Consider the following 22,271-nt stretch of genomic DNA (forward strand, 5'->3'; position numbering starts at 1 on the left):
TCAACACAACCGAATTATAGTCCCAAGTACTACGACCGAGTCAGCCCAGCATAAATCTTATCAAGATTCCACTTCAACATTGAGTAGTACGTATCACCCGGTTTGCCTTTAGCTGCCAGCGAATCGGTAAAAATCGTACTAGCAACGGGGATTCCCGTCTCCTGTGAAAGCTTATTCATCGATTTCGGTGATACGGATGATTCGACAAACAAACTTCGAACCTGGGTTCCTTCAATTTTCTTCAACGCCGTCCGCATCTGAGCTGGCGTGCCTTGCGATTCCGTATTCACTTCCCAAATATAAGCAGCGGGCACATGGTAGGCCGCCGAGAAATACTTAAAGGCGCCTTCGGATGTCACTAATAATCGTTGACTCGTCGGGATCTGCTTGAATTTGGTTTGAGCGCTCTCATGCAGTTTTGTTAGTTTTTCCACGTAGCGATCCGTATTCTTTTGATAAACAGCGGCGTGCTTAGGATCCTTGGCCTGCAACGTCCGGTTGATGTTCTTGACATATTGAATCCCGTTGGCGAGATCTAACCAAGCATGGGGGTCCGGCTCATTAACGTTCGTCGTTAAATATTTGACCTTAATTCCCTTACTGGCCGCAAAAACATCGTGGTCAAAGTCCTTTTTGGAAGCCGTCACTAACTTTTTAAACCAGCCATTACCGCCAGTTTCAAGGTTTAAGCCATTATAAAAAATCACGTCAGCTTCGGCAGTTGCCGCAATATCAGTGGGCCGTGGTTCATACTCATGCGGGTCAGTGCCGCGCTTCACAATACTGTAATTTTGGACGTACTGCCCACCCACATTTTTCACCATATCATCTAGAATCGAGTTCGTACTTACGACCCGGATTTTGGCACTAGTGGTCGTCGCTTTGGCACTTTGCTGGCGTTGATTCAGAAATACTGCCATCCCGGTAACCATCGCGATGACTCCAATCAGTGCAATTAATTTCGTTTTCATGCTGTCACCCGTCGCGCTGCTGCTTGCCCTTTCCAAAGCGTCGGCAACAAGGCCTGCTTAGGTGAGATGATGAAAGAAATACCGAAGAAAATAGCCGCTACTAGCACGATGGCCGGACCAGAAGCCCAGTTCAACGTGTAGCTGAGATATAAGCCCACCACTGAGGACAAGACCCCAATTAAGGCTGACAGTCCAAGCATGACTGCCAGTCGTTCTGTCCATAGAAAGGCCGTCGCAGCCGGTGTAATCAACATCGCGACCACTAAAATGATCCCGACGGTTTGTAGCGCTGAAACGGTCACTAGCGTTAAGACCAGCATTAAAGCGTAATGTAACAGTTGGACCTTGAGACCATAAGTCTTCGCAAAGGTCGGATCAAATGACGTAATCAGTAATTCCTTGTAGAAGAAGACCACGAATAAAATCACTAGTCCTAACACGACCGTCGTCGTCATCATATCAGTATCACTCACAGCGAGAATGTTACCGAATAAGATGTGGTGCAAGTTCGTCGAACTTTCAGCTAATGAAATTAGGATAAAACCGAGTGCGTAAAACGCACTGAAGACAATCCCAATTGAGGTGTCAGTCTTAATCTTACTACGGCTCGCAACGAATCCGATCAAGCTAGCGGCTAGAATTCCAAAAACCGAAGCACCAATTAGGACGTTGATACCGAGCATATAAGCTACCGCAACACCAGGTAAAACGGCATGCGAGATGGCATCGCCCATCATCGACATGCCTCGTAAAATAATAAAGCTACCAATAATTCCTGACATGACCCCGACCATAATAGCCGTAATTAGCGCACTTTGTAAGAAATCATACTTCCCCAAAGCAGCCATAAAGGTCGTAATTGATTGCATCATCGCGTTTCCTCCTTCGTAAACAGGACGGCCGAAAGATCAGCACTAAACGTCCGTTCAATGTTTGCGGGTGTGTAGACCGCGTCCACGGGACCATAATCAACGATACCGTGATTTAAAATCACGAGATCATCAAAGTAGCGTGAAACTTTGTTCAAATCATGATGCACGACAATAATCATTTTGCCGGTATCACGCCACTGATGCAAGATCGTCATGATAGCCGTCTCACTCTGTAAATCAATGCCGACGAAAGGTTCATCAAGAATAATGATATCGGCTTCTTGGACTAAGGCTCGAGCCACAAAGACCCGTTGTAATTGTCCTCCAGAGAGCTGACTAATTTGGCGCTGTGCTAAATCGGCTAACTCAAGTTGCTCAAGTGCATCTTGGCAACGCTGACGATCCGCCTTGCTTGGTTCGCGGAAAAGTCCGAGTTTGCCATAGGTCCCAGTCAAAACGACGTCAAAAACATTGATTGGAAAGGTTAAGTCGAGATCTTTACGTTGCTCGACATATACAATCTGTTTTTGAAATTGTTTTAGCGCACGACCTTCATATTCGACGGTTCCCGTTTGGGATTTGATCAGACCAAGCATTGCCTTGATCATCGTTGATTTTCCCGCACCGTTGGGACCAATGATTCCAGTAATTTTGCCGGCGTTAAAGTTAACGGCAACATCAGTAAAGACTGGTGTGTCACTGTATGCCACGGTGAGGTTTTGTACTTTTAACATCACATTTCCTCCGTTCATCGCGGTAGTCGGTTTTCTACATCGTCATAAGCATAACTGATAATTAACGCTAGCGCAAATAATTGTTAGGTTCAGTTAACTTTTTTATAATCGGTATTAAATTTTCGTTCATTCTAATACTATTTCTGCTTAACCAAGGCGTTACAACCAACATACTAAATGCTTAATCCAGAACCTACTGAAACGACTTTCGATGCCATCACCACTAAAAAGCACTGACCACTCATCAACTAAGCATTGCAATCGTCATTTAATTTCCATTAATATTTGGTATTAAAAAAGTGTCGTCACCTACAATCACGACACTCATTATTAAGCTAATATATCTGTCTGCAATCCAATAAAAATCGTCAAAATCAACAAATCGGCCGAGCCACCTAAACTATAGTTATGGTCGACAAAAATCTGATTCAATTCGCGTAAAAACGCCATTCCAGCTTCACTGTGGCTTCCCCCTAAATCGAAGTAGCGGTGTGCTTGGTCGTGGACCCAGTCAATGACGTGCGGGTCGTGTGCCCGTTTTACCAGATTGGTATCGACCGTCGCCTGGACAATCGCCATCAGTGTGTCTAATAACCGCTGATTAATCGTGCCACGACTACGTCTCAATGCGGGTAGTGCCACTTGCATCACGGTCGGATAACCCGCCTCGGCTTCACCACGAATTCCCTTGATGCCATATGTTAAGTATTGACGTTCTCCAGCAGTTAAGGTCGTTGGCTCCTTCGTGTTTAAATCATTAAAATCATTTGCCGTTAACCCCGCCAGCATTGTGCGCACAATCGTTGCTAAGTCGACGTCGGAGTGCTGCAACTGATACGCCGCCGCTGTCACTAGCACGCCCAGTGAGAACACCGCCCCTTTATGGGTATTCACGCCCTTGGTCGCCGCAAACATGGTTTGTTCCGCTTGAACACCAATGCCCCGAATTTGCTTGAACAAACCCGTCAAATCGACAGCCGTATACGCGACGCCCGCCGCTGCACAAGCATTAAAGTAGGGGGCTAGACTCAAAGCACTATCAATAAACATAAAAGCGTTCATGTCTGGATGGGGACCCGCCGACAACGGGTCGACCAGCCCGGGCTTAGGGTTGACCGTCACTTCGTATAAAAGCGCTCGTAGCGCATGATTGACAATTATCTTCGTATCCACTATTTCTCCACCATTTCATCCTTAGTCTAACAACGATGATGTGCCCGGGTCACTTTCAGTCTTGATTAAGCGTGACCACAACCAACATTCAGTTACCATTACTTATATTTCCATCATAACTGATACTAGTCAATTTTTGTCATTTTTTTGTATTCTTTTGTCGACTGCTGTTCAAGCATCTTCTGAACGTGTAAGCTAGAGCTAATCAAAGTTATTCCTAAGGAGGACACTGTCATGATACCTAGTCAGCATTTTCAATCCACTCCAACCGTCCAATTTGACTTATTAACATACATGATTGGTAGTTACCACTACAACTGGCATCCGCAAATCGAACTCTTATGGTTATTGCAAGGTACGGTCGAAGTGAATGTTGACGGGACGCGCCATCAATTACACGCAAATGACCTCATCTTGATCAATGCCAATCGCGGCCATGCCACCTTTGCCTTGACCCCAGAATGTATCGCGCTCCGTTTACATATTCTGCCCGATTTCTACACTAGTCAGGGCATCGACCTCAGTTCAGGTGCTTTTCTACTCAACAGCGTGACGACGCCCCAACACCGTGACTACCAAACGATTCGCCAAATTCTGGCACAACTCTATCTAGGATTACATCAGCAGGACTGGCCAATTTTTGACTTGAACGCCCTGTACTTTCAATTGACGAACCTGCTACATCACGATTTCTTTGATACTGGAATCACGATGACTTATCCCCAACCCAAGACGCAGAGTTCACTAAACCGGGTCATTGATTACATTAACCAGGCTTACGATCGACCAATTACCTTAAACGAAGCGGCAAAAATCAGTCACTATTCACCAGCCTATCTCTCACGCATCTTCAAAGCGGAACTCGGCCTGAATTTTTACGAATATCTAACCCGCTGCCGACTACAACACGCCATCTACGATCTGGAAAACCCAACCACAAGAGTCGCCGATCTAGCCTTAGCCAATGGGTTTCAGGAGGTCAAGTCCTTCAATCTAATGTTTAAGAAGCATTTTGGTCAGACACCTTCCAGTTACCGTCAACATTTGTCACACGGGCAACGTCCTGAATATGACCAGTTCAAGCAACCGCTCACTCCCACACAAACTACCATTGTCCAAAAGCAACTCAAGCACTGGGCCCAACTCACAAGTACTGATCAACTCAGTGCTTGTGAAAGTTGCATGTATAAACTACATTTTCAAGAATATCAGGCACTCAAACAAAAGATCGCGCAATTAAAAACATTGCTTAATCAATAATTAATGGCATAACAATTTTTGTGATTACGAACAACTGAACTTACCGATATTTTGATCAAATATTGGGTCATACCAAGGTACGACGGCATCACTCGTCAGAAGGCCTTGGTATTTTTTTGTCATTTTTAACCGGCTACCTGTCCGCTTACCATCACTTTCACAATCCAATACCTGGCATAACTCGGCGAGTAGCGGTTAGTTTTGTATCACACAGTTACTTACAATGTAGCTGTAAATTGATAGGAGGAAACCAGCATGGATACAATGACATACGACTATACCGAACCAACATTATCAACTAAGGGCCAACGGATGCGCGACATTTTGGCCGATTATATTGCGCTCATCAGTCATCGACTACCAGATGATGTGACTGCCAAACTCGAAGAACTCAGTAAGATCGAAGTCGATCCACTCCAAAAGCTCGTCTACGACACGATGATGGAAAACCAATTACTTGCCAATAAACTTAAACGCCCAAGTTGCCAAGATACCGGTGCGTTACAATTCTTCATTAAATGCGGCGCGCAGTTCCCACTATTAGGCGAACTCAATCAAATTTTGAAAGACGCCGTTTATCGTGGGACAAAAAAAGCGCCACTCCGACATAATGCTGTTCAGATATTTGACGAATACAATACCGGTATGAACATTGGTGACGGCATCCCCTCGATTTTTCTGCAAGTTGATGGTAATGGCACTGACATCTCAATGTACGTGTACATGGCCGGCGGTGGCTGCACATTACCCGGGGCTGCCAAAGTCCTGATGCCTGGTGAAGGTTACGAAGGCGTCGTCCGTTTCGTGATGGATCGCATGACGAGCTACGGCATTAACGCTTGCCCACCTTTACTCGTCGGTGTCGGCGTCGCCACATCCGTTGAAACGGCTGCGCTTAATTCTAAATTAGCTTTAATGCGGCGCGTCGATAGTGAAAATCCAAACGCTAATGCTGCCAAACTCGAACACTTATTAGAAGACGGCATCAATCACATTGGCCTGGGACCACAGGGGTTTGGCGGTCAAAAGTCAGTAATGGGTGTCAATGTCGAGAATACCGCCCGACACCCATCAACAATTGGCGTCGCTGTTAGTACCGGCTGCTGGTCACACCGGCGCGGACTTATCAACTTTGACGCAGATCTAAACTATGACTTACCACTGAACAAAGGAGTCGAATTATCATGAAAACTTACCACTTAACCACCCCAATTTCTGATGACGATATTAAGGACATTCGTATCGGCGACATCGTCTACTTGAATGGCTCACTAACAACCTGTCGGGACGTTGCCCATCGGCGGCTCGTCGAAGAACATCGTCCCCTACCCGTTAACGTGACAGACCGAGCAATTCTCCACGCTGGCCCGATCATTAAAGATCTCGGCCATGACAAGTACGAAATGGTCGCAGTCGGGCCAACGACTAGTATGCGGATGGAAAAATTTGAAGAAGAATTCGTAAAACAAACCCGTGTCAAACTAATCGTTGGTAAAGGCGGCATGGGACCGGGAACCGAACGGGCCTGCAAGAAATATCACGCCTTACACCTCGTCTACCCCGCTGGCAATGCTGTTTATGCCGCCCTGCACGTCAATAAGATTGTTGATGCCCAGTGGAAAGACCTCGGAATGCCCGAAACACTCTGGGCGTGTGAGGTCAAAGACTTCGGTCCGTTAATTGTCTCCATCGATACGAATGGCGACAACTTGTTTGAAAAGAACAAGGTCATCTTCAACGAACGTAAAGAAGCTGAGATTAAAAAAATCAACGAACAAGTTAAATTCATTAAATAACCGACCATTAACAGCCTAAGCGGATCACCCTGCTTAGGCTGTTGGTCTAAAGGAGTCTTTCTCATGATTAGTATGGATACACAATCTACTTTAAAAACCCAAGCTTTAGCCGCTCTGAGTACCGTGATCGATCCTGAACTTGGTGTGAACATTGTTGACCTCGGTTTGATCTACGATGTTGCTTACGATGCTGACCTAAAGCTCTGCACCGTTACCATGACACTGACCATCATGGGCTGTCCACTGACAGGCTATTTGAATGACCATATCAAAAGCGCATTAATGACCGTCGCGGGTATCGATCAGGTACTCATCAACCTTGTCTGGGAACCGGCCTGGTCGCTTGATAAAATGTCACGGGCAGCAAAAATGACATTAGGGTTGCATTAATTCTAATTTAGAAATCGTGTCCGGATTAGCATCATTTGCTGACTAGTTTCAGCAGTCACCGTGAGACGATTTTAACGTTTGACTAGAAAGGTGGTCGTTTTCGATGACCAAATTACAATCCGTCAACTACCAGCAACTTACATGGCCGCTGATAATTGGTTTGATTATTTGGCTGAGCGCGCCATTTCGTCCCGCGGGGCTCAGTCTATTAGCATGGCACATGCTGGCTCTCTTTGTTGGCACTATCATTGGTTGCATTACCCAGCCGTTACCTATTGCCGGTGTCGCAATTATTGGTCTCACACTTGGTGTCTTACTTGGTGTTACCTCGATGACGGATGCCATGGCCGGCTTTGGTGATAACACGGTTTGGATGATTGCAATGGCTTACTTCCTATCACGAGGCTTCGTAAAAACGGGGCTAGGGCGACGAGTCGCGCTGGTCTTCGTCAAATTATTTGGTAAAAAGACCCTTGGATTAGCCTACGCGCTGATTGGTGTCGATCTCGTCACTAGTCCGGCCACGCCTAGCAATACCGCCCGCGCCGGTGGAATCGTCTTCCCAATTATTGAATCTTTAGCTAAAGCATACGGCTCTGACCCACAAAACGGTACGCAGCGTAAGGTTGGTAGTTTTCTCATTATGTCAGCTTTCCATGGTAATATTGCCACCAGTGGCTTATTCATGACCGCGATGGCACCAAATCTCGTTGCCGTGGCCTTGGCCCAAGCAATGCAGATTCACATCACATGGATGGGCTGGTTACTCGCCGCTCTATTACCTGGTCTTATTTGCTTAATTAGCGTTCCAGCTATTATTTATTGGCTCTATCCGCCAGAAATTAAGGATACACCCAACGCGCATGCGTGGGCTGCCAACGAACTTGAGCAGATGGGGGCCATGACTTTGGCCGAAAAACTCATGGGCGGTATTTTTATGTTGGCCCTCTTTCTTTGGATCTCAGCTAGTCTCACTGGGCTAGACGCGACCTTAGTGGCCTTCATAGCCGTCACTTTGCTCTTATTAACCGGTGTATTATCCGTTGACGACTTATTACATGAAACTGGGGCTTGGAACACACTCGTTTGGTTTTCAATTCTTATTTTTATGGCTGGCAAACTGAACAGTCTTGGCTTTATTCCATGGCTTTCACAAACTATGGGCCAGGCCCTGCAAGGAATCAGTTGGCTATGGGTCTTGGCAGCTTTGATGCTCGTTTACTTTTACAGCCACTACCTGTTTGCCGGCGCCACTGCTCACGTCTCCGCCATGTACGGCGCCTTCTTGGGTGTGGCAATTTCAGCCGGCGCCCCCCCAATGCTAGCAGCCCTACTATTAGGCTTTGACGGTGCCATTTTCAGTTCGACCACCCATTACGCCAACGGTCCCGCCTCGATTATGTTCGGATCAGGTTACATAACGCAGTCCGAATGGTGGCGTCTGAATCTGTGCCTTGGTGGTTTCTATCTATTAGTATGGGGCGTTGGTGGCACACTCTGGATGAAACTTTTAGGCTATTGGTAAACTAGTTGTTTTTCAACTATACAATTTGACAGGTTCAGACACTCATTCACGTATTTCCCGACTCCGGGCTGAGTGCCCATTTCTGGGGGAAGGACGATCTAGCCGAGCAAGTTTACGCAAATCAGAACTTTTGCCGGTGACCCTAAACTGGCTTTTTAAACTCAAGACTGGCATATTTTAATGCATGCTTCATGAAAATTAACGCGCACAATGTGAACTTACTCCTGACTAACGACTTGATCATACAAACATCACGCCCTAACCAATAACAATCGGCTTTCCAACTATTACTTGGAAAGCCGATTGTTAATCTACCATGTAAGTCCATCAGAACCTGGACGTCAAAAGTTCTGATGCTCCCTCAAATTTCCAGATTCCACCCGGCAACGTTAGTGTGACCGTCATGGGGGCTGCACCATCATGTGTCGAACTGAAGCATATTGTAAACTTACGTCTAATCACGACACCGACCACAAGTCACCCATCCAAGTCGCCAAGTCCGTGACCGCTATGGGATACAGGTGGGGTTGCCCAACCGCCGATAAGTAGACCCAGGTCAGCGCTGTACCGTGCACTTTTTTGTCGTGTTGCATCACTGCGGCCACGGCTTGCGGCGCTATCGGCGGTAATTCCGTGGGCAACCCTACCGCCATTAAGCGTGCCTTGAGCGTCGACGTTAAACTAGTCGGCGCTAACCCATGTGCTGCAAACAACCGACAAACCTGTACTAGACCAATCGCTACCGCTTCCCCATGCATTAGTTGACCGTCAGCCAATAGTTCGACTGCGTGACCAATCGTATGACCAAAATTCAATAATTGCCGCTGACCCTGTTCATGCTCATCCGCCATAACGACGCGCGCTTTGAACGCCACACTAGCTGCAATTAAATCTGGTGCTGCTGGTAAAATCGCTGCCACACTGGTAATTTGGTGCAAGGATTGCCAAAAATCACCGCCAACTAATGCTGCGCACTTAACGATTTCGCCATAACCTTCTGCGAGCATCCGTGGCGGTAACGTCACCAGAATTGCCGGATCAATGACGACTAAATCTGGTTGGTAAAAACTGCCCACTAAGTTTTTGCCAGTTGGTAAGTCAATCGCGGTCTTACCGCCCACCGAACTATCGACTTGCGCTAATAATGATGTCGGTACTTGAATCAAGGCAATACCGCGCATATAAATCGAAGCGACAAACCCTGCTAAGTCACCAACCACCCCGCCACCAAGAGCGAGGACACCGTCACTGCGGCTAAAATGGGCGGCACTCAGCTGATCGATTAACGACTGGACTTGTGACCAAATTTTGCTCGCCTCACCGGCTGGAACCGTCATCACGCGCACCTTGAATCCAGCCGCCGTCAGTTCATCAGTTACCAGCTTCGCATAGTACGGGCCCACATTGGTATCCGTTACCACCGCTACTTGACGGGCACACCATACCTTAGTTACCAATGTTCCTAGGTGATGTAAACTGTTAATCATGATCTTGATCTGATACTGTTTAACTCGCGTCTTGACTTCAATGTTTGTCATAGGCACATCCTACGCCCACGTTTGCATCAGATCATGTAACTGGAAAGCCTGTTGCGCCATTTTTAAGTACGTCGCGGGTTTTAACGCTTGCGGCCCATCGGATAAAGCTTGCGTTGGCTGGTCATGAATTTCAACGATCATGCCACTGGCGCCAGCTGCTACACCTGCCATCGCCATCGGGGTCACGAGTTCCCAGGTACCGACCGCGTGACTCGGATCAACGATGACTGGGTAATGTGTCAACGATTGCAAGACTGGCACTGCACCTAAGTCAAACGTGTTGCGTGTGTACTTATTATCAAACGTTCGAATTCCCCGCTCCAAAAGCATGATCTGATGATTACCACCAGCTGCAATGTATTCAGCTGCATTGAGCACATCGTCGATTGTTGCCGACATTCCTCGCTTTAATGCAACCGGAATTTGGGTCTGTCCAACGGCTTTAAGCAACGAGAAATTTTGCATATTGCGTGCACCAATTTGAAAAATATCCGTGTATTTCGCCACCATCGCCACGTGTTCATCATCCATCACTTCGGTAATCATATCAAGGCCATGTTTATCAGCCGCCGTCCGTAAGTATTGGAGTCCCGTCTCCCCGAGGCCTTGGAAGCTGTAAGGTGACGTCCGTGGCTTGAATGCTCCGCCACGAACAATCGTCGCACCACCCTGCTTGGCAACCGCGGCCATCTGGTCCACGTGTTCAGCGCTTTCGACTGAACACGGGCCAGCCATCATGACGAATTGATTACCACCAATCACACTGTGTGGCGTCTTAATAATCGTATCTTCTGGGTGAAAGAGACGGCTGCTTTGGACCGCTGCGGGAACTGCCGTCAAGATTGATTCACTGGCTGCTTGCACATCCGCGGGAAGTGCTTCTGGACGCAATCCTTGAATTGCAATTCGATTATTGTGCGTGAAGATCTCATGATCCGCACCAAATTGACTCACTAACTTTGCCTGCATAGCCGTAGCGGTTGCTGGTTTTAATATAATAATCATAATAATTTCCTCCTACTAATCAATTCTCAAAAGTTAAGGCCTAAGCCTGCGCCGTAATCGGCGGAGTCGCTTGAATACTGGCTAACATATCTTGGCGGACCTGTTGAACTGGCATCTGCTTACCAGTCCAAAACTCAAAAGCCAAGGCACCTTGCCAAATCAACATCCCCAAACCATTATATGTGGCGCACCCCTGCTGACGCGCTAAGCGCAAAAAGGTCGTTTCTAGCGGTTGGTAAATCACATCATAGACCGTCTGTTGTGGGACTAATTGCTGGATAATTGAGATTGGTAATGGCGTTCCAGCAGTCGTCATGCCGATATTGGTCGCGTTAATGATCAAATTGCTGGTACGAGCAACTTGCTGCATCCGTACTTGGTCTTCATAGGCACAGAGCCGGAGTGGTACCGAAGTCGTGGTACTGAGTTGCTCCAACCAGTGCTGAACACCGGCGTAGCGTTCGTTGTTGCGTTTAAAGACCGTTACACTCGCGACACCATAATCTAAAGCCGCCGCAATGATTGCCTTACCTGCGCCTCCCGCGCCTAAAACCATGACGTGCTTATCAACCAAGTTCAGACCTTGATGTAAGAGATCCTGAAAAACTCCAGCGCCGTCCGTGCTGTCACCAATCAGCTTGCCAGCTTCATTCTTAATCGTATTGACCGCTTGAATCCGTTGCGCTCGCACTGTCAAACCATCTAGTAGCGGTACAACGGCTTGTTTGAATGGCATTGAAAGGTTCACCCCCGCGATACCCATGCTACGAATTCCAGCAAGCGTACCAGCCAATCCATCCGGTGCCACATCAAACGCCAAGTAGCGCGCATTTAGCCCCCAGTAGTCAAAACTCAAATTATGCATTCGCGGTGAGCGACTGTGCCGCGCGGGGTGCGCGATAAATCCAAAGAGTGCCGTTTGTCCATCAATCATGCTTTAACTAACTTCCTTTCTAAATGACTCGCAATTGTTGACCAAGATCCACGTGCGTTTGTTGATACGTCCGCACTAGGTCTGCTACCGTGAACTGGTTAGCGGCTAATACTTGGTCGGCCGCTCCACTGGCGCCAAAGTGGTCCAAGCCTAGTACCGCCCCATCTAACCCAACGTAACGTTCCCAGCCAGATGTTGCGCCCATTTCGACTGCAACTCGCCGCCGAATTTGAGGTGGCAAGACCTGAGCTTGGTAATTCGTTGATTGGCGCGCAAAGTTTTCCATCGACGGCATTGAAACGACACTGACATCTTCACCTAACGTAGCTAGTTTCGCCTGGGCCTGAAGAGCTAAAGCAACTTCTGACCCGCTTGCAATCAAGATTCCCATTGGCTGGCGGCCACGCTGCGGTGAGAGAACATAACCGCCACGAGCCACACCAGTCATGGCCTTAGTCTTAGATCCGGATAGCACTGCCAAATTCTGACGGGTCAAGACGAGCACGGTTGGATGATCCGTCGCGTTGATGGCTTGCCACCAAGCTGCGACCGTTTCATTCGGGTCAGCGGGCCGGATCACCGTTAGATTCGGAATCAATCGTAAACTCATTAGCTGTTCAATTGGCTGATGAGTCGGACCGTCCTCGCCGACTGCAATCGAGTCATGCGTGAAAACGTAAGTGACTGGTAACTTCATCATCGCCGCCAATCGAATAGCCGCACGCGTGTAATCGGAAAAGACAAGGAAGGTGCCACCAAAGACCCGCAAGCCACCGTGTAAAGTCATCCCATTCAAAATGGTGCCCATACCAAACTCCCGGACACCAAAGGCAACGTTGCGCTGATCCGGGGTCACCGGAGTCGACAATTGATCCTGCTCAATGGTCGTTTTATTCGAACTGGCTAAATCAGCCGCGCCCCCGACTAATCCTGGTAACTGAGCGGCTAGCTTCTGAATGACGGTATGACTCGTGATCCGCGAAGCTTGGGCGCCTTCATCAAAGATCGGTAAACTGGTGGCTAAGTCAACTGGCAGACGCATACTGAGCTGTTGTTCGAAACGGTGTTGTACGGCTTGTGGTAAAGCCTCTCGTTGTGACTGCCACCGGCGATGTGCACGCTGACCACGTTGCAAGATTAGTTGCTGTGCGCGTTTAGCAACGGCCGGCATCACCGTAAATGGCGCGGCTTGCCACCCTAATTGTTGCCGCAAACTAGTTAAACCGGCCGTTCCCAACGGATTGCCATGCACCGCATTCGTACCCGCTTGTGGTGCGCCAAATCCAATCGTCGTTTTAACAGCGATCAGGCTTGGACGTGAACTGTGTTTGGCACGCTCAATGGCGGCATTAATCGCCGTTAAATCATTGCCATCACCTACCGTTTGTGTATCCCAACCATAACTAGCGAAGCGCTGGTTCACATCGGTACGAAACGACCGGCTGGTGGGGCCATCAAGCGAAACAGCGTTATCGTCGTACAATACAATTAATTTTTGCAATTGTTGATTACCGGCAAAGCTGGCGGCTTCGTGGGAGACACCTTCCATCAAATCACCATCACCGACTAACGCATAAGTATAGTGATCCACCAACTGCGGTGACTCGGAGAACTGAGCCGCTAGTTGCCGTTCAGCCAGGGCCATGCCCACCGCCATCCCTAACCCCTGTCCCAGTGGACCGGTCGTGGCTTCCACACCATCCACGATTCCCAGTTCAGGGTGGCCTGGCGTGTGACTGCCGAATTGACGAAAACGTTGTAACTCGCCCATTGTCACGTTGAAGCCACTCACATGTAGCAGACTGTACAACAACGCCGACCCGTGTCCGGCTGATAAGACAAAGCGATCGCGATTAGCCCATTGAGACTGCTGTGGATCGACCCGTAATTGTCGGCTCCACAGTGCCCACATCATTGGAGCCGCGCCGAGTGGCAATCCTGGATGACCAGAACCGGCCCGTTCAATCATTTCCGCACTCAGTACTCGTAGATTATTCACCGCTAATTCATCAATTTCATCAAATGCTTGCATTAACTTCGCTCCCTCTCATTTTGGCTAACAAAAAAGACTCACAGTTACACCAACTGTGAGTCCACTAATTCTTCGCAGGGTGCCCGAAAAACACCGCTACTCAGAAGCAGAAAAGTCACACAGTGGTTGTTCACAACACTGATATGACTTTTCCATAAATTTTAATCATTCCAAAATTTACTGGTCACATCCGTTGCGAGGGCGTGCCTCGCAGTGGATGCCAAGGCACTAAGTAAACCAGTAATAATAATACGAATTCAATTGTAAATTGGTATTAATCGTCATGATTAAAATCTCCTTAATTTATAATGTGTATTTGATGACTTAAAATATACGGCTAATCAATAGAATTGTCAAATGGTTTTTGCAAACTTTTTCTATTAATCAACAAAAACATGTTGGTCCACCCTCGATTTGCTAGTCGTCATCATCCTCGCTAACTGCTAATAAATACTGGTAAATCAGCAAGTTTGCGTGTCAAATCATTTTACAGATATTAAAATGGTTCCCTGCCACTTTCTGAAAATATTTTTAGCCAGTAGCTTGCACTGACTTAACTTATAATCCACCGCAAGGCAAATCATTAAAGTCTAAAAGCCGCACTCCAACGCTAAATTTCTCACAACGAACGACTGACAAACGGTCATTTTCGATTACAATTTCAACAATGTTCCGTATGCTTTAGCAACTAACCTTAGCCGCTCGTCAGTTGTCTGAACTGCCATCTATTCCCAACCAGCTAGCTGGTCTTCACCACCGCACATAATCGTGATAACCAAAAATAGTGTCGCCAGCATCCAGAGCAGATTCCAGCCACACTATCATCAGTTTATGTGATCCCCATTTTAGTCACAATAATTGCCGCAACTACACCAAACTACGCTTTCAAGGCTGCGGGGACTGCCACTCCAAATTCAGCACCAACTTGCTGCATTTCCGTCAACGTCTGTGGATCAATACTGACGCCCTGCACCAAATTTTCATCATAGTGCCGGTATTCCCGGTCACCTGGTATCATGATCTTAGTACCTGGTAGATGCTTCAAATGCCGAATACGGTCAAACATAGTCGTCACGTTGGCCTTCAACACCTCGGGATCGCCAAATAAGGCGGGATTAATCGTCATGAAGAACTGACTAAAGTCATGCTTACCGGTGTTCGTATCAGCCGACAGCGACCCTTGCGCTAAAATTCCCGTGAGTAACTCAATAATTAGTGAGTTGCCAAAGCCTTTGTAATTTGAATTGACTTCCTGCTGGCCACCTAGGGTCAGGACCCCACCACCAGGACGATTCTCAGAAAACACAATTTTAGCCAAGTTATCCTCCACCGTCTGCGCATCATGCAAGACTTGACGATGATCATCAACCGCCCAATCACCCGGAATCTGTGCACCTTTTTTGGCCAGCACTTGAATCTTCCCGCTTGAAACCACCGCAGTCGCGCCGTCAAAAACGAAAGGATGCGGGTCGGCTGGAAAAGTAAAAGCTAATGCGTTGGAACCCAAAAAAGCTTCTGTCGCATTCGTCGGCACCACCAACGGCCGCGTATTAGTCGTTGAAATACCGATCAAACCCGCTTTGCAAGCCATGCGCGAATAATAGCCCGCCGTTCCAAAGTGATTCGAATTGCGGATAACCGCTAATGAAACACCGAGTTGCTTAGTCTTTTCAATCAGTTTATTCATCGTAAACGCCGACGCAATCTGGCCCATGCTCTGGTTCACATCGATCAATAGACTGGTAGGTGTTTCATTCAAAATCTTCGGTTGATTCGTCGGTTCCAAGGTATGATCCTTGATCATCCGCGTATACCAAGCCAGCCGCTGGATACCATGTGATGAGATTCCACGTAAATCTGCATCGACCAGGGTGTCTGCCAGCAGTGCCCCATCCTTGGCACTAAACCGTTGGGCCTTAAAAACTGCTTCTAAAAATTGTCGTTCCGTTTCCGCACTAATTCGCATCTTGATAATATCCTCCATTATTAATACCCACAAATGACCATCAATTAACAATCATCACTAATATTTATGTCATTATTATCTAAATTATAAAAGCTTTAACAACGCCTATTATCCAATTAAAAATTATAAATTTCAAGTAATGATTATATTTAAGTGAAAATAAAATGTGAAAATATTTCAATTACATTTACACCTATCATCAATCTATCTTCTTTCACATACTCTGCCGATTATCAAACACACTATACACCATCACTTTAGTCCCAAAAACCGATTGTTATTTGTCTGTGCCAAAGATAATCAATGGTTAATTCAACCTTGTCATAAGCAGCTAACAATTCTCACTGTAAGCTGTAACCTTTTAGAAAATTGCCTTTTACTACCATCACTGCTTGGACAGCCACTGTTCCAAGCACTCATGTCAAAATCTACAATAAAACCCAACGTCTTATTACTAGCGACAAAACGATACGTCTATTTATTTGCTCTAATCAGTTTGAAACATCAAAGTATTAATTTTCCATGGCCGCCCAAATAAGCGTACAATGTAACAGTAAGTACAATTAAGGGAGAAAACTATGTATCAGCTATTAACAGATTCAACCGTTGATTTACCTTATCAACTACTTAAAGACAAGCATGTCGATTTTGTTTCAATGAACGTCACGATTGACGACCAGGAATACGCGGACGATTTGGGTCACCACTTTGACTTGACTGACTTTTATCATCGGATTGGTAACGGTGTGATGCCTTCTACTGCTCAGATTAATATCGGCCAGTTTATTGAATTTTTCAAGCCGTACGTTCAGGCACATACGCCAATCCTATACCTCGGCTTTTCATCAGGCTTAAGTGGGACCTTCAATAATGCGCAACAGGCCAAGGCCATGCTTTTACAAGACCAGCCAGATGCCGAGATCTACCTCGTGGATTCTCGAGCAGCCTGCTGCGGTGAAGGCCTGATGCTACTAGATGCCATTGACAAGCGCGATGCTGGTATGCCGATCGCCCAATTGGCGGATTGGCTGACTGAAAACCGCCTCTATTATCACCAATGGTTCACTGTTGATGACTTAAATTACCTTTATCACGGCGGCCGGGTCTCACGGACCTCCGCGACGGTTGGATCACTCTTACAGATAAAGCCAGTCATGGACGTCGACCCACTCGGCCACTTGCGTCCAGTACAAAAGGTGCGCTCACGGCGCCGGTCACTGACCACACTAGTTAACAACACACTAGCCGATTTACGTGATCAGACCAAGCCGCGCATTATCATTGCCACTAGCGACGCTCAGGAAGCCGCCCAAACCGTTCGTGAAAAGATTTTAGCCAAGATCCCTGATGCTGAAATTTTGCTCGAACACATTGGGCCGACTATCACTAGCCATACCGGCCTCGGTTGCGTTGCCGTCTTCTCTTTTGGTAAAACTAAACGTCAGTAATTAAAATGGATTGAGCCGGCAATGGCCCAATCCATTTTTAAGTAACCGAGCGTTACTTGCTTAGTTTGTTTCAAGGCGGGCTATATTCGAACCAATTAGTATCAAATAAAACCTGCCCAAATGGGTTATTTATCTCGTTGAGCCACGTCATATGGTTTTTTTGTGGTTTTTTTCTCACTCAACCAAAAAAAAGCACCCGTCCATAGACAGGTGCTTTCTCATATAGCCAGAAAATGTTGATAAAACAACGTTTTTGGATAATATTAACGTTTTGAGAATTGTGAAGCTTTCCGGGCTTTCTTCAAACCTGGCTTCTTACGTTCCTTCATACGAGCATCACGAGTTAAGAGACCCGCGCGCTTCAAAGGAGTACGGAAATCTGGGTCAACTTCGAGCAATGCCCGAGCGATCCCATGACGAGTTGCGCCGGCTTGACCATGGAAGCCACCACCATTAACGTTAACTAAAACATCATATTGATCAGTTGTTTCAGTTACTTCGAATGGTTGTAACAATTCCTTGCGAATATCTGCAAATGGAATGTAATCTTCAACAGATTTGTCATTCATAACAATTTTACCAGTACCTGGTACTAAGCGTACGCGGGCTACTGAATCTTTACGACGGCCTGTGCCGCGATATTGTACTTGAGCCAATGTAGTTTCCTCCTTAGATTAAGTTAGTGATGTCCAAAACTTCAGGCTTTTGTGCTTGTTGCGTATGTTCTGCACCAGCATAAACATGCAACTTCAAGCCCATCTTGTGGCCTAAAGAGTTGTGAGGAAGCATACCCTTAACTGAAGTTTCAATCAATTTAGTAGGTTCCTTTGCCAAGAAGTCACCGGCAGTCCGTTCCTTTAAACCACCAGCATAAGCAGTATGATGATAATAAATCTTCCGTTCTGCTTTCTTCCCAGTTAAAGCGACCTTGCTTGCATTAATAACGATAACGTTATCACCAGTATCCACGTTAGGGGTAAAGGTAGGTTTGTTCTTACCACGCAAGATTGATGCGACGACAGTTGAAAGACGACCCAAAGGTACATCGGTTGCATCAACTACATACCATTTACGATCAATTTCACCTGGTTTAGCCATATATGTTGTACGCACGTTGTGTTCCTCCATTTTCTGTGTTTGTTTGACACTCAATAAGATTTCCGGGGCTTATCGTGGGGCAAACAATACCAACGACTAGTCTACCCAATTTCGCCTCAGAAGTCAATACTTTATCAAATCAGCTTGTAATTCATTTTGTTCATAATACACTTTTTTCATATAAAGTCCAGCCGCAGGAGCCGTTCCCCGCGCTTGCTCACGGTCTTTAGCCGCTAGTAATGCTGGAATACAGTCAACTGCGCGCCGGCCCTGACCAATTTCCATCAAAACAGCCACCATGATTCGAACCTGGTTATATAAAAAACCACTACCGCAAAATTCAAACTGAATTTCGCGTTCATCCGGCAAGGCCCACGCTTTGGCTGAATAGATCTCACGAACATGGTCATGTGCTTGCGAACCGGACGCAACGAATGTCGAGAAATCGTGCCGTCCTTCTAAGTCACCGATGGCTTGCTGAATTCTGTCAATATCCGCAGCGAACTTAAAATGCCCCGTATAGTGCCGTTTAAATGGATCTACAAATTCATTTTGATAGGCCCGATACCAGTACCGCTTACCGACCGTATCATAACGCGCGTGAAAATCATTCGGCACAATGGAAACGGCCTTTACGATTGTATCCATCGGTAACATGCTGTTCAGGCCGCGCCGAACCCCTTCTGGATTAATTTCGTACGGCAAGTCAAAATGCAACGTCTGTCCAAACGCATGTACACCAGCATCTGTTCGGCCCGCGCCGTAGATCACAATCGGTTCAACGGGATCTTTCGCCATCTTATTGACCGCCTTAGTGACGACCTGCTCGACAGTTCGCTGGTGTGGCTGGCGTTGAAAGCCCGCAAAATTGGTGCCGTCATATGCTAAAACTACTTTATACCGCGTGGTCACAATATCCCTCCAGTTAAAAACGTGGGTCGCCATCAGTGCGACGCCCACGTTAATCAGTCTTCATTTATGCACGCAAGAAAATCAATGCAACGGTCAAGATCGCAAAGCATCCGGTAGCCCACGTATCACGTTGGTGCCACTTAAGAATCCGGTACTTACTGCGACCCTCGCCGCCTTGATAGCCACGTGCTTCCATTGCCGTTGCTAAATCCTCAGCCCGGTTGAATGAGCTGACAAACAGCGGAATCAGCAGCGGAACTACGGCACGCATTTGTTGAAAGATATTGCCCTCACCAAAGTCGACCCCCCGGGCCCGTTGTGCATTCATAATTTTTTCCGTTTCGTCCATCAACGTTGGCACAAAGCGTAAGGCAATCGACAACATCAGTGCCACTTCATAGACTGGAAAACGGACCGCTTTGAGCGGCATCAAGATATACTCGATGGCATCCGACAATTCCAGTGGCGGCGTTGTTAGAGTTAACAGCGTTGACATAAAAATAATCAACACGAACCGGCAAAAAATATAGACCCCGTTGATCAATCCAAGTTGGCTGATTGTAATGATGCCCCATTGAAAGTAAACGTGCCCGCCACTTGCACTAAACAATACTTGCAGGATGACGGTGAATAAAATCAACCAAATCAGCGGTTTGACACCGTTGATGAAGAACGACCATTTCACACCGGATAGGTAAATAGCGGCCAATGTAAAGACAAATAGCAAGGCATAGGTCGCCCAGTTATTGGCAATAAAAATAATCCCAATGAAATAAAAACTCAATAACAGTTTCGCCCGGGGGTCCATATGGTGAACCACGGAGTCTCCCGGAATGTAGCGACCAAAGATCAATTTATTCATCATGAGCGGCCACCTCCCCCATCGCGTTCGGTGGCAACTGTTGGACGATGGCTGCTGCTAATTCGTCCTCGGTCAACGGCCACTCATCAAATTGCCAGCCTTGCTTTTGGAGTGTATGCGCAAAGGCCGTTGTTTTCGGTAAGCCCAGTTGATGGGCAGTTAGCCACGCAGGATCTTTGAAGATCTCACGAGGCGTCCCCGTTTTGACGATTTGTCCACGATCCATCACGATTACATTATCCGCGTAATTAGCAACATCATCCATCTGATGGGTCACTAGTACCACGGTCAAATCACGTTCATGACGCAAACGGGCAAACATCTCCATCATATCTAAACGGCCCTGAGGGTCCAATCCGGCAGTCGGTTCATCCAAGACTAGGACTTGTGGCTGCATCGCAAGGACCCCCGCAATGGCCACTCGCCGCATCTGTCCACCAGAGAGGTCAAACGGTGACCGCGTCAGTAACGACTCGTCTAACCCAACTAAAGCCAACATTTCAGCCGCAGTTTTCAAAGCATCCGCTTCGCTAGCCCCAAAGTTCTGGGGCCCGAACGCAATGTCTTTGGCCACCGTTTCTTCAAACAACTGACTTTCTGGAAACTGAAAGACGATGCCCACGTGTTGCCGCAATCGCTTCAAGTCCTTATTACTCGTCGTTGGCGTAATGACCCGTTCACCAATCGTGACCGTTCCACTAGTCGGTTTGAGTAAGGCGTTCAAATGCTGTAAAAGTGTAGACTTACCACTCCCCGTATGACCAATCAAAGCCGTATAAGAGCCGGTGGGAATGGTGACGTTAATATCAGTTAACGCCTTAGTTTCGAACGGCGTACCCGGTTGGTAAGTAAAATCTACTTGTTTGAACGTAATTGCCATAACCAGTCCGCCATTCCTTTCTCTGTTAAATATTGTGTGGGCACTTGAACACCCTGCCGCTTTAGCGCTGCTTTTAAGCGCTCAGCATATGGCATGTCCAATCCCATCTTAATTAAGGCTTCTCCATGCTGAAAAATTTCCGCTGGGGTCCCCTCTTCCTTAACCTCACCGTCATTGATCACTAAGACCCGATTAGCGCTGGCCGCTTCGTCAATATCATGCGTAATTGACAAGACCGTTAACGCTGAATTAGCCTTCATGTCGCGAATCGTCGTCAATACTTCCTGACGACCACGGGGATCCAACATCGACGTCGCTTCGTCCAGAATCAAAATCTGAGGCCGCGCCGCTATCATACCAGCCAGCGCCACCCGTTGTTTTTGACCACCTGACAAACGTGCCGGTTCACGTGTCGCAAAATCCTGCATGTTGACTTGTTCTAGGGCCGCTTGTACCCGCGTTAGCATCTCGGAACGCGGCACGCCCTGGTTTTCAAGGCTAAACGCAACATCATCAGCAACGGTTGCCCCAACGAATTGGTTATCTGGGTTTTGGAAAACCATCCCAATTTTGCGCCGAATGTCCCAAACGGTTTCTTCAGATAATACTTGACCATCAACCGTAATCGTTCCGGCCGCTGGTGCTAACAGTCCGTTTAAATTCTTGGCCAAGGTCGACTTACCAGAACCGTTATGGCCGACAATGGCGACCCATTCACCCGGCATGACCGTAAATGAAATATCGTGTAACGTTAACTGATCCGTAGCTTGTTGCGGGTAACGATAATCTAAATGTTTAACGTCAATAATCGGACTCACCATTGTCCCTCATTTCCTTAAAATTCATGGTTATTATCATAACATATCTGACGGAAC

21 protein-coding genes are annotated in these 22,271 nt (G+C 47.1%); 6 read left to right on the forward strand and 15 right to left on the reverse strand.

Features of this window, described 5'->3' with window-relative positions; genetic code table 11:
- Positions 1-29: 29 nt before the first annotated feature.
- From MMY95_RS03360 to MMY95_RS03375, 4 genes are all read right to left on the reverse strand, one after another.
- Positions 30-971, reverse strand: a complete 942-nt coding sequence (locus MMY95_RS03360; protein ID WP_104795596.1) for a zinc ABC transporter substrate-binding protein — start codon at positions 969-971, stop codon at positions 30-32.
- A complete protein-coding gene (locus MMY95_RS03365; RefSeq protein ID WP_016511596.1) occupies positions 968-1,840 on the reverse strand; it encodes a metal ABC transporter permease in 873 nt (290 codons plus the stop codon). Before MMY95_RS03365 ends, MMY95_RS03360 begins: the two co-directional genes overlap by 4 nt.
- The gene (locus MMY95_RS03370; RefSeq protein WP_202861304.1) at positions 1,840-2,577 is read right to left on the reverse strand and encodes a metal ABC transporter ATP-binding protein; all 738 of its coding nucleotides are present in this window, start codon (positions 2,575-2,577) and stop codon (positions 1,840-1,842) included. Before MMY95_RS03370 ends, MMY95_RS03365 begins: the two co-directional genes overlap by 1 nt.
- Before the next feature lie 330 nt (positions 2,578-2,907).
- On the reverse strand, positions 2,908-3,750 hold the full coding sequence (locus MMY95_RS03375) for a triphosphoribosyl-dephospho-CoA synthase (protein WP_104795594.1): 843 nt from the start codon (positions 3,748-3,750) through the stop codon (positions 2,908-2,910).
- 234 nt (positions 3,751-3,984) lie between these two features.
- Here MMY95_RS03375 and MMY95_RS03380 point away from each other — a divergent pair, with 234 nt between their 5' ends.
- The 5 genes from MMY95_RS03380 to MMY95_RS03400 all read left to right on the forward strand — a co-directional run bounded on the left by MMY95_RS03380 (position 3,985) and on the right by MMY95_RS03400 (position 8,721).
- Positions 3,985-5,010, forward strand: coding sequence for an AraC family transcriptional regulator (locus MMY95_RS03380; protein WP_015380011.1), 1,026 nt, complete (start codon positions 3,985-3,987; stop codon positions 5,008-5,010).
- Between the two features lie 255 nt (positions 5,011-5,265).
- The gene (gene ttdA, locus MMY95_RS03385; RefSeq protein WP_104795593.1) at positions 5,266-6,198 is read left to right on the forward strand and encodes a L(+)-tartrate dehydratase subunit alpha; all 933 of its coding nucleotides are present in this window, start codon (positions 5,266-5,268) and stop codon (positions 6,196-6,198) included.
- Positions 6,195-6,806, forward strand: coding sequence for a L(+)-tartrate dehydratase subunit beta (gene ttdB / locus MMY95_RS03390; protein WP_003596657.1), 612 nt, complete (start codon positions 6,195-6,197; stop codon positions 6,804-6,806). Before ttdA ends, ttdB begins: the two co-directional genes overlap by 4 nt.
- 63 nt (positions 6,807-6,869) lie before the next feature.
- The gene (locus MMY95_RS03395) at positions 6,870-7,196 is read left to right on the forward strand and encodes a metal-sulfur cluster assembly factor (protein WP_003596658.1); all 327 of its coding nucleotides are present in this window, start codon (positions 6,870-6,872) and stop codon (positions 7,194-7,196) included.
- Between the two features lie 103 nt (positions 7,197-7,299).
- Complete coding sequence (locus MMY95_RS03400; RefSeq protein ID WP_104795592.1) at positions 7,300-8,721, forward strand: DASS family sodium-coupled anion symporter; 1,422 nt, start codon at positions 7,300-7,302, stop codon at positions 8,719-8,721.
- A 458-nt stretch (positions 8,722-9,179) separates the two neighbouring features.
- On the opposite strand, the gene aroB is transcribed toward MMY95_RS03400, so the two are convergent.
- The 5 genes from aroB to MMY95_RS03425 all read right to left on the reverse strand — a co-directional run bounded on the left by aroB (position 9,180) and on the right by MMY95_RS03425 (position 16,196).
- Positions 9,180-10,259, reverse strand: coding sequence for a 3-dehydroquinate synthase (aroB, locus tag MMY95_RS03405; protein ID WP_241277505.1), 1,080 nt, complete (start codon positions 10,257-10,259; stop codon positions 9,180-9,182).
- 9 nt (positions 10,260-10,268) lie between these two features.
- Positions 10,269-11,264, reverse strand: a complete 996-nt coding sequence (gene aroF / locus MMY95_RS03410; protein WP_003644102.1) for a 3-deoxy-7-phosphoheptulonate synthase — start codon at positions 11,262-11,264, stop codon at positions 10,269-10,271.
- A 40-nt stretch (positions 11,265-11,304) separates the two neighbouring features.
- Entirely contained in the window at positions 11,305-12,198 is an 894-nt protein-coding gene (gene aroE, locus MMY95_RS03415; RefSeq protein WP_063852214.1) for a shikimate dehydrogenase, read from the reverse strand.
- Between the two features lie 19 nt (positions 12,199-12,217).
- Positions 12,218-14,230: a transketolase gene (gene tkt / locus MMY95_RS03420; protein ID WP_011101251.1), complete on the reverse strand. Its 2,013-nt coding sequence runs from the start codon at positions 14,228-14,230 to the stop codon at positions 12,218-12,220.
- Between the two features lie 877 nt (positions 14,231-15,107).
- Positions 15,108-16,196, reverse strand: a complete 1,089-nt coding sequence (locus tag MMY95_RS03425; protein ID WP_104795589.1) for an Ldh family oxidoreductase — start codon at positions 16,194-16,196, stop codon at positions 15,108-15,110.
- Between the two features lie 578 nt (positions 16,197-16,774).
- On the opposite strand from MMY95_RS03425, the gene MMY95_RS03430 reads away from it, so the two are divergent.
- Complete coding sequence (locus tag MMY95_RS03430) at positions 16,775-17,644, forward strand: DegV family protein (protein WP_015825292.1); 870 nt, start codon at positions 16,775-16,777, stop codon at positions 17,642-17,644.
- A gap of 263 nt (positions 17,645-17,907) precedes the next feature.
- On the opposite strand, the gene rpsI is transcribed toward MMY95_RS03430, so the two are convergent.
- The 6 genes from rpsI to MMY95_RS03460 form a co-directional block, all read right to left on the reverse strand.
- Positions 17,908-18,300 (reverse strand): 30S ribosomal protein S9, encoded by a 393-nt coding sequence (rpsI, locus tag MMY95_RS03435; RefSeq protein ID WP_003638099.1) that lies wholly within the window; start codon positions 18,298-18,300, stop codon positions 17,908-17,910.
- A 13-nt stretch (positions 18,301-18,313) separates the two neighbouring features.
- Positions 18,314-18,757, reverse strand: coding sequence for a 50S ribosomal protein L13 (gene rplM, locus MMY95_RS03440; protein ID WP_003638098.1), 444 nt, complete (start codon positions 18,755-18,757; stop codon positions 18,314-18,316).
- A 108-nt stretch (positions 18,758-18,865) separates the two neighbouring features.
- Positions 18,866-19,654, reverse strand: a complete 789-nt coding sequence (gene truA / locus MMY95_RS03445) for a tRNA pseudouridine(38-40) synthase TruA (RefSeq protein WP_003644097.1) — start codon at positions 19,652-19,654, stop codon at positions 18,866-18,868.
- 64 nt (positions 19,655-19,718) lie between these two features.
- Positions 19,719-20,519, reverse strand: coding sequence for an energy-coupling factor transporter transmembrane component T (locus tag MMY95_RS03450; RefSeq protein WP_015379999.1), 801 nt, complete (start codon positions 20,517-20,519; stop codon positions 19,719-19,721).
- Positions 20,509-21,396, reverse strand: a complete 888-nt coding sequence (locus MMY95_RS03455; RefSeq protein WP_015379998.1) for an energy-coupling factor ABC transporter ATP-binding protein — start codon at positions 21,394-21,396, stop codon at positions 20,509-20,511. The genes MMY95_RS03450 and MMY95_RS03455 overlap by 11 nt, the downstream gene beginning before the upstream one ends.
- Positions 21,372-22,214: an energy-coupling factor ABC transporter ATP-binding protein gene (locus MMY95_RS03460; protein WP_027822229.1), complete on the reverse strand. Its 843-nt coding sequence runs from the start codon at positions 22,212-22,214 to the stop codon at positions 21,372-21,374. Before MMY95_RS03460 ends, MMY95_RS03455 begins: the two co-directional genes overlap by 25 nt.
- Positions 22,215-22,271: the final 57 nt, after the last annotated feature.

The organism is Lactiplantibacillus sp. ME-2, from assembly GCF_022549155.1.
Classification (GTDB): domain Bacteria; phylum Bacillota; class Bacilli; order Lactobacillales; family Lactobacillaceae; genus Lactiplantibacillus; species Lactiplantibacillus plantarum.

What these genes read in the sequence shown, in the direction of transcription:
- MMY95_RS03395 (WP_003596658.1), top strand. Translation starts at nt 6,870, where the DNA reads ATGATTAGTATGGATACACAATCTACTTTAAAAACCCAAGCTTTAGCC.
- MMY95_RS03380 (WP_015380011.1), top strand. Translation starts at nt 3,985, where the DNA reads ATGATACCTAGTCAGCATTTTCAATCCACTCCAACCGTCCAATTTGAC.
- MMY95_RS03425 (WP_104795589.1), bottom strand. Translation starts at nt 16,196, where the DNA reads ATGCGAATTAGTGCGGAAACGGAACGACAATTTTTAGAAGCAGTTTTT.
- MMY95_RS03360 (WP_104795596.1), bottom strand. Translation starts at nt 971, where the DNA reads ATGAAAACGAAATTAATTGCACTGATTGGAGTCATCGCGATGGTTACC.
- tkt (WP_011101251.1), bottom strand. Translation starts at nt 14,230, where the DNA reads ATGCAAGCATTTGATGAAATTGATGAATTAGCGGTGAATAATCTACGA.
- aroB (WP_241277505.1), bottom strand. Translation starts at nt 10,259, where the DNA reads ATGACAAACATTGAAGTCAAGACGCGAGTTAAACAGTATCAGATCAAG.
- MMY95_RS03450 (WP_015379999.1), bottom strand. Translation starts at nt 20,519, where the DNA reads ATGATGAATAAATTGATCTTTGGTCGCTACATTCCGGGAGACTCCGTG.
- aroF (WP_003644102.1), bottom strand. Translation starts at nt 11,264, where the DNA reads ATGATTATTATATTAAAACCAGCAACCGCTACGGCTATGCAGGCAAAG.
- MMY95_RS03400 (WP_104795592.1), top strand. Translation starts at nt 7,300, where the DNA reads ATGACCAAATTACAATCCGTCAACTACCAGCAACTTACATGGCCGCTG.
- ttdB (WP_003596657.1), top strand. Translation starts at nt 6,195, where the DNA reads ATGAAAACTTACCACTTAACCACCCCAATTTCTGATGACGATATTAAG.
- aroE (WP_063852214.1), bottom strand. Translation starts at nt 12,198, where the DNA reads ATGATTGATGGACAAACGGCACTCTTTGGATTTATCGCGCACCCCGCG.
- MMY95_RS03455 (WP_015379998.1), bottom strand. Translation starts at nt 21,396, where the DNA reads ATGGCAATTACGTTCAAACAAGTAGATTTTACTTACCAACCGGGTACG.
- MMY95_RS03365 (WP_016511596.1), bottom strand. Translation starts at nt 1,840, where the DNA reads ATGCAATCAATTACGACCTTTATGGCTGCTTTGGGGAAGTATGATTTC.
- ttdA (WP_104795593.1), top strand. Translation starts at nt 5,266, where the DNA reads ATGGATACAATGACATACGACTATACCGAACCAACATTATCAACTAAG.
- MMY95_RS03430 (WP_015825292.1), top strand. Translation starts at nt 16,775, where the DNA reads ATGTATCAGCTATTAACAGATTCAACCGTTGATTTACCTTATCAACTA.
- MMY95_RS03370 (WP_202861304.1), bottom strand. Translation starts at nt 2,577, where the DNA reads ATGTTAAAAGTACAAAACCTCACCGTGGCATACAGTGACACACCAGTC.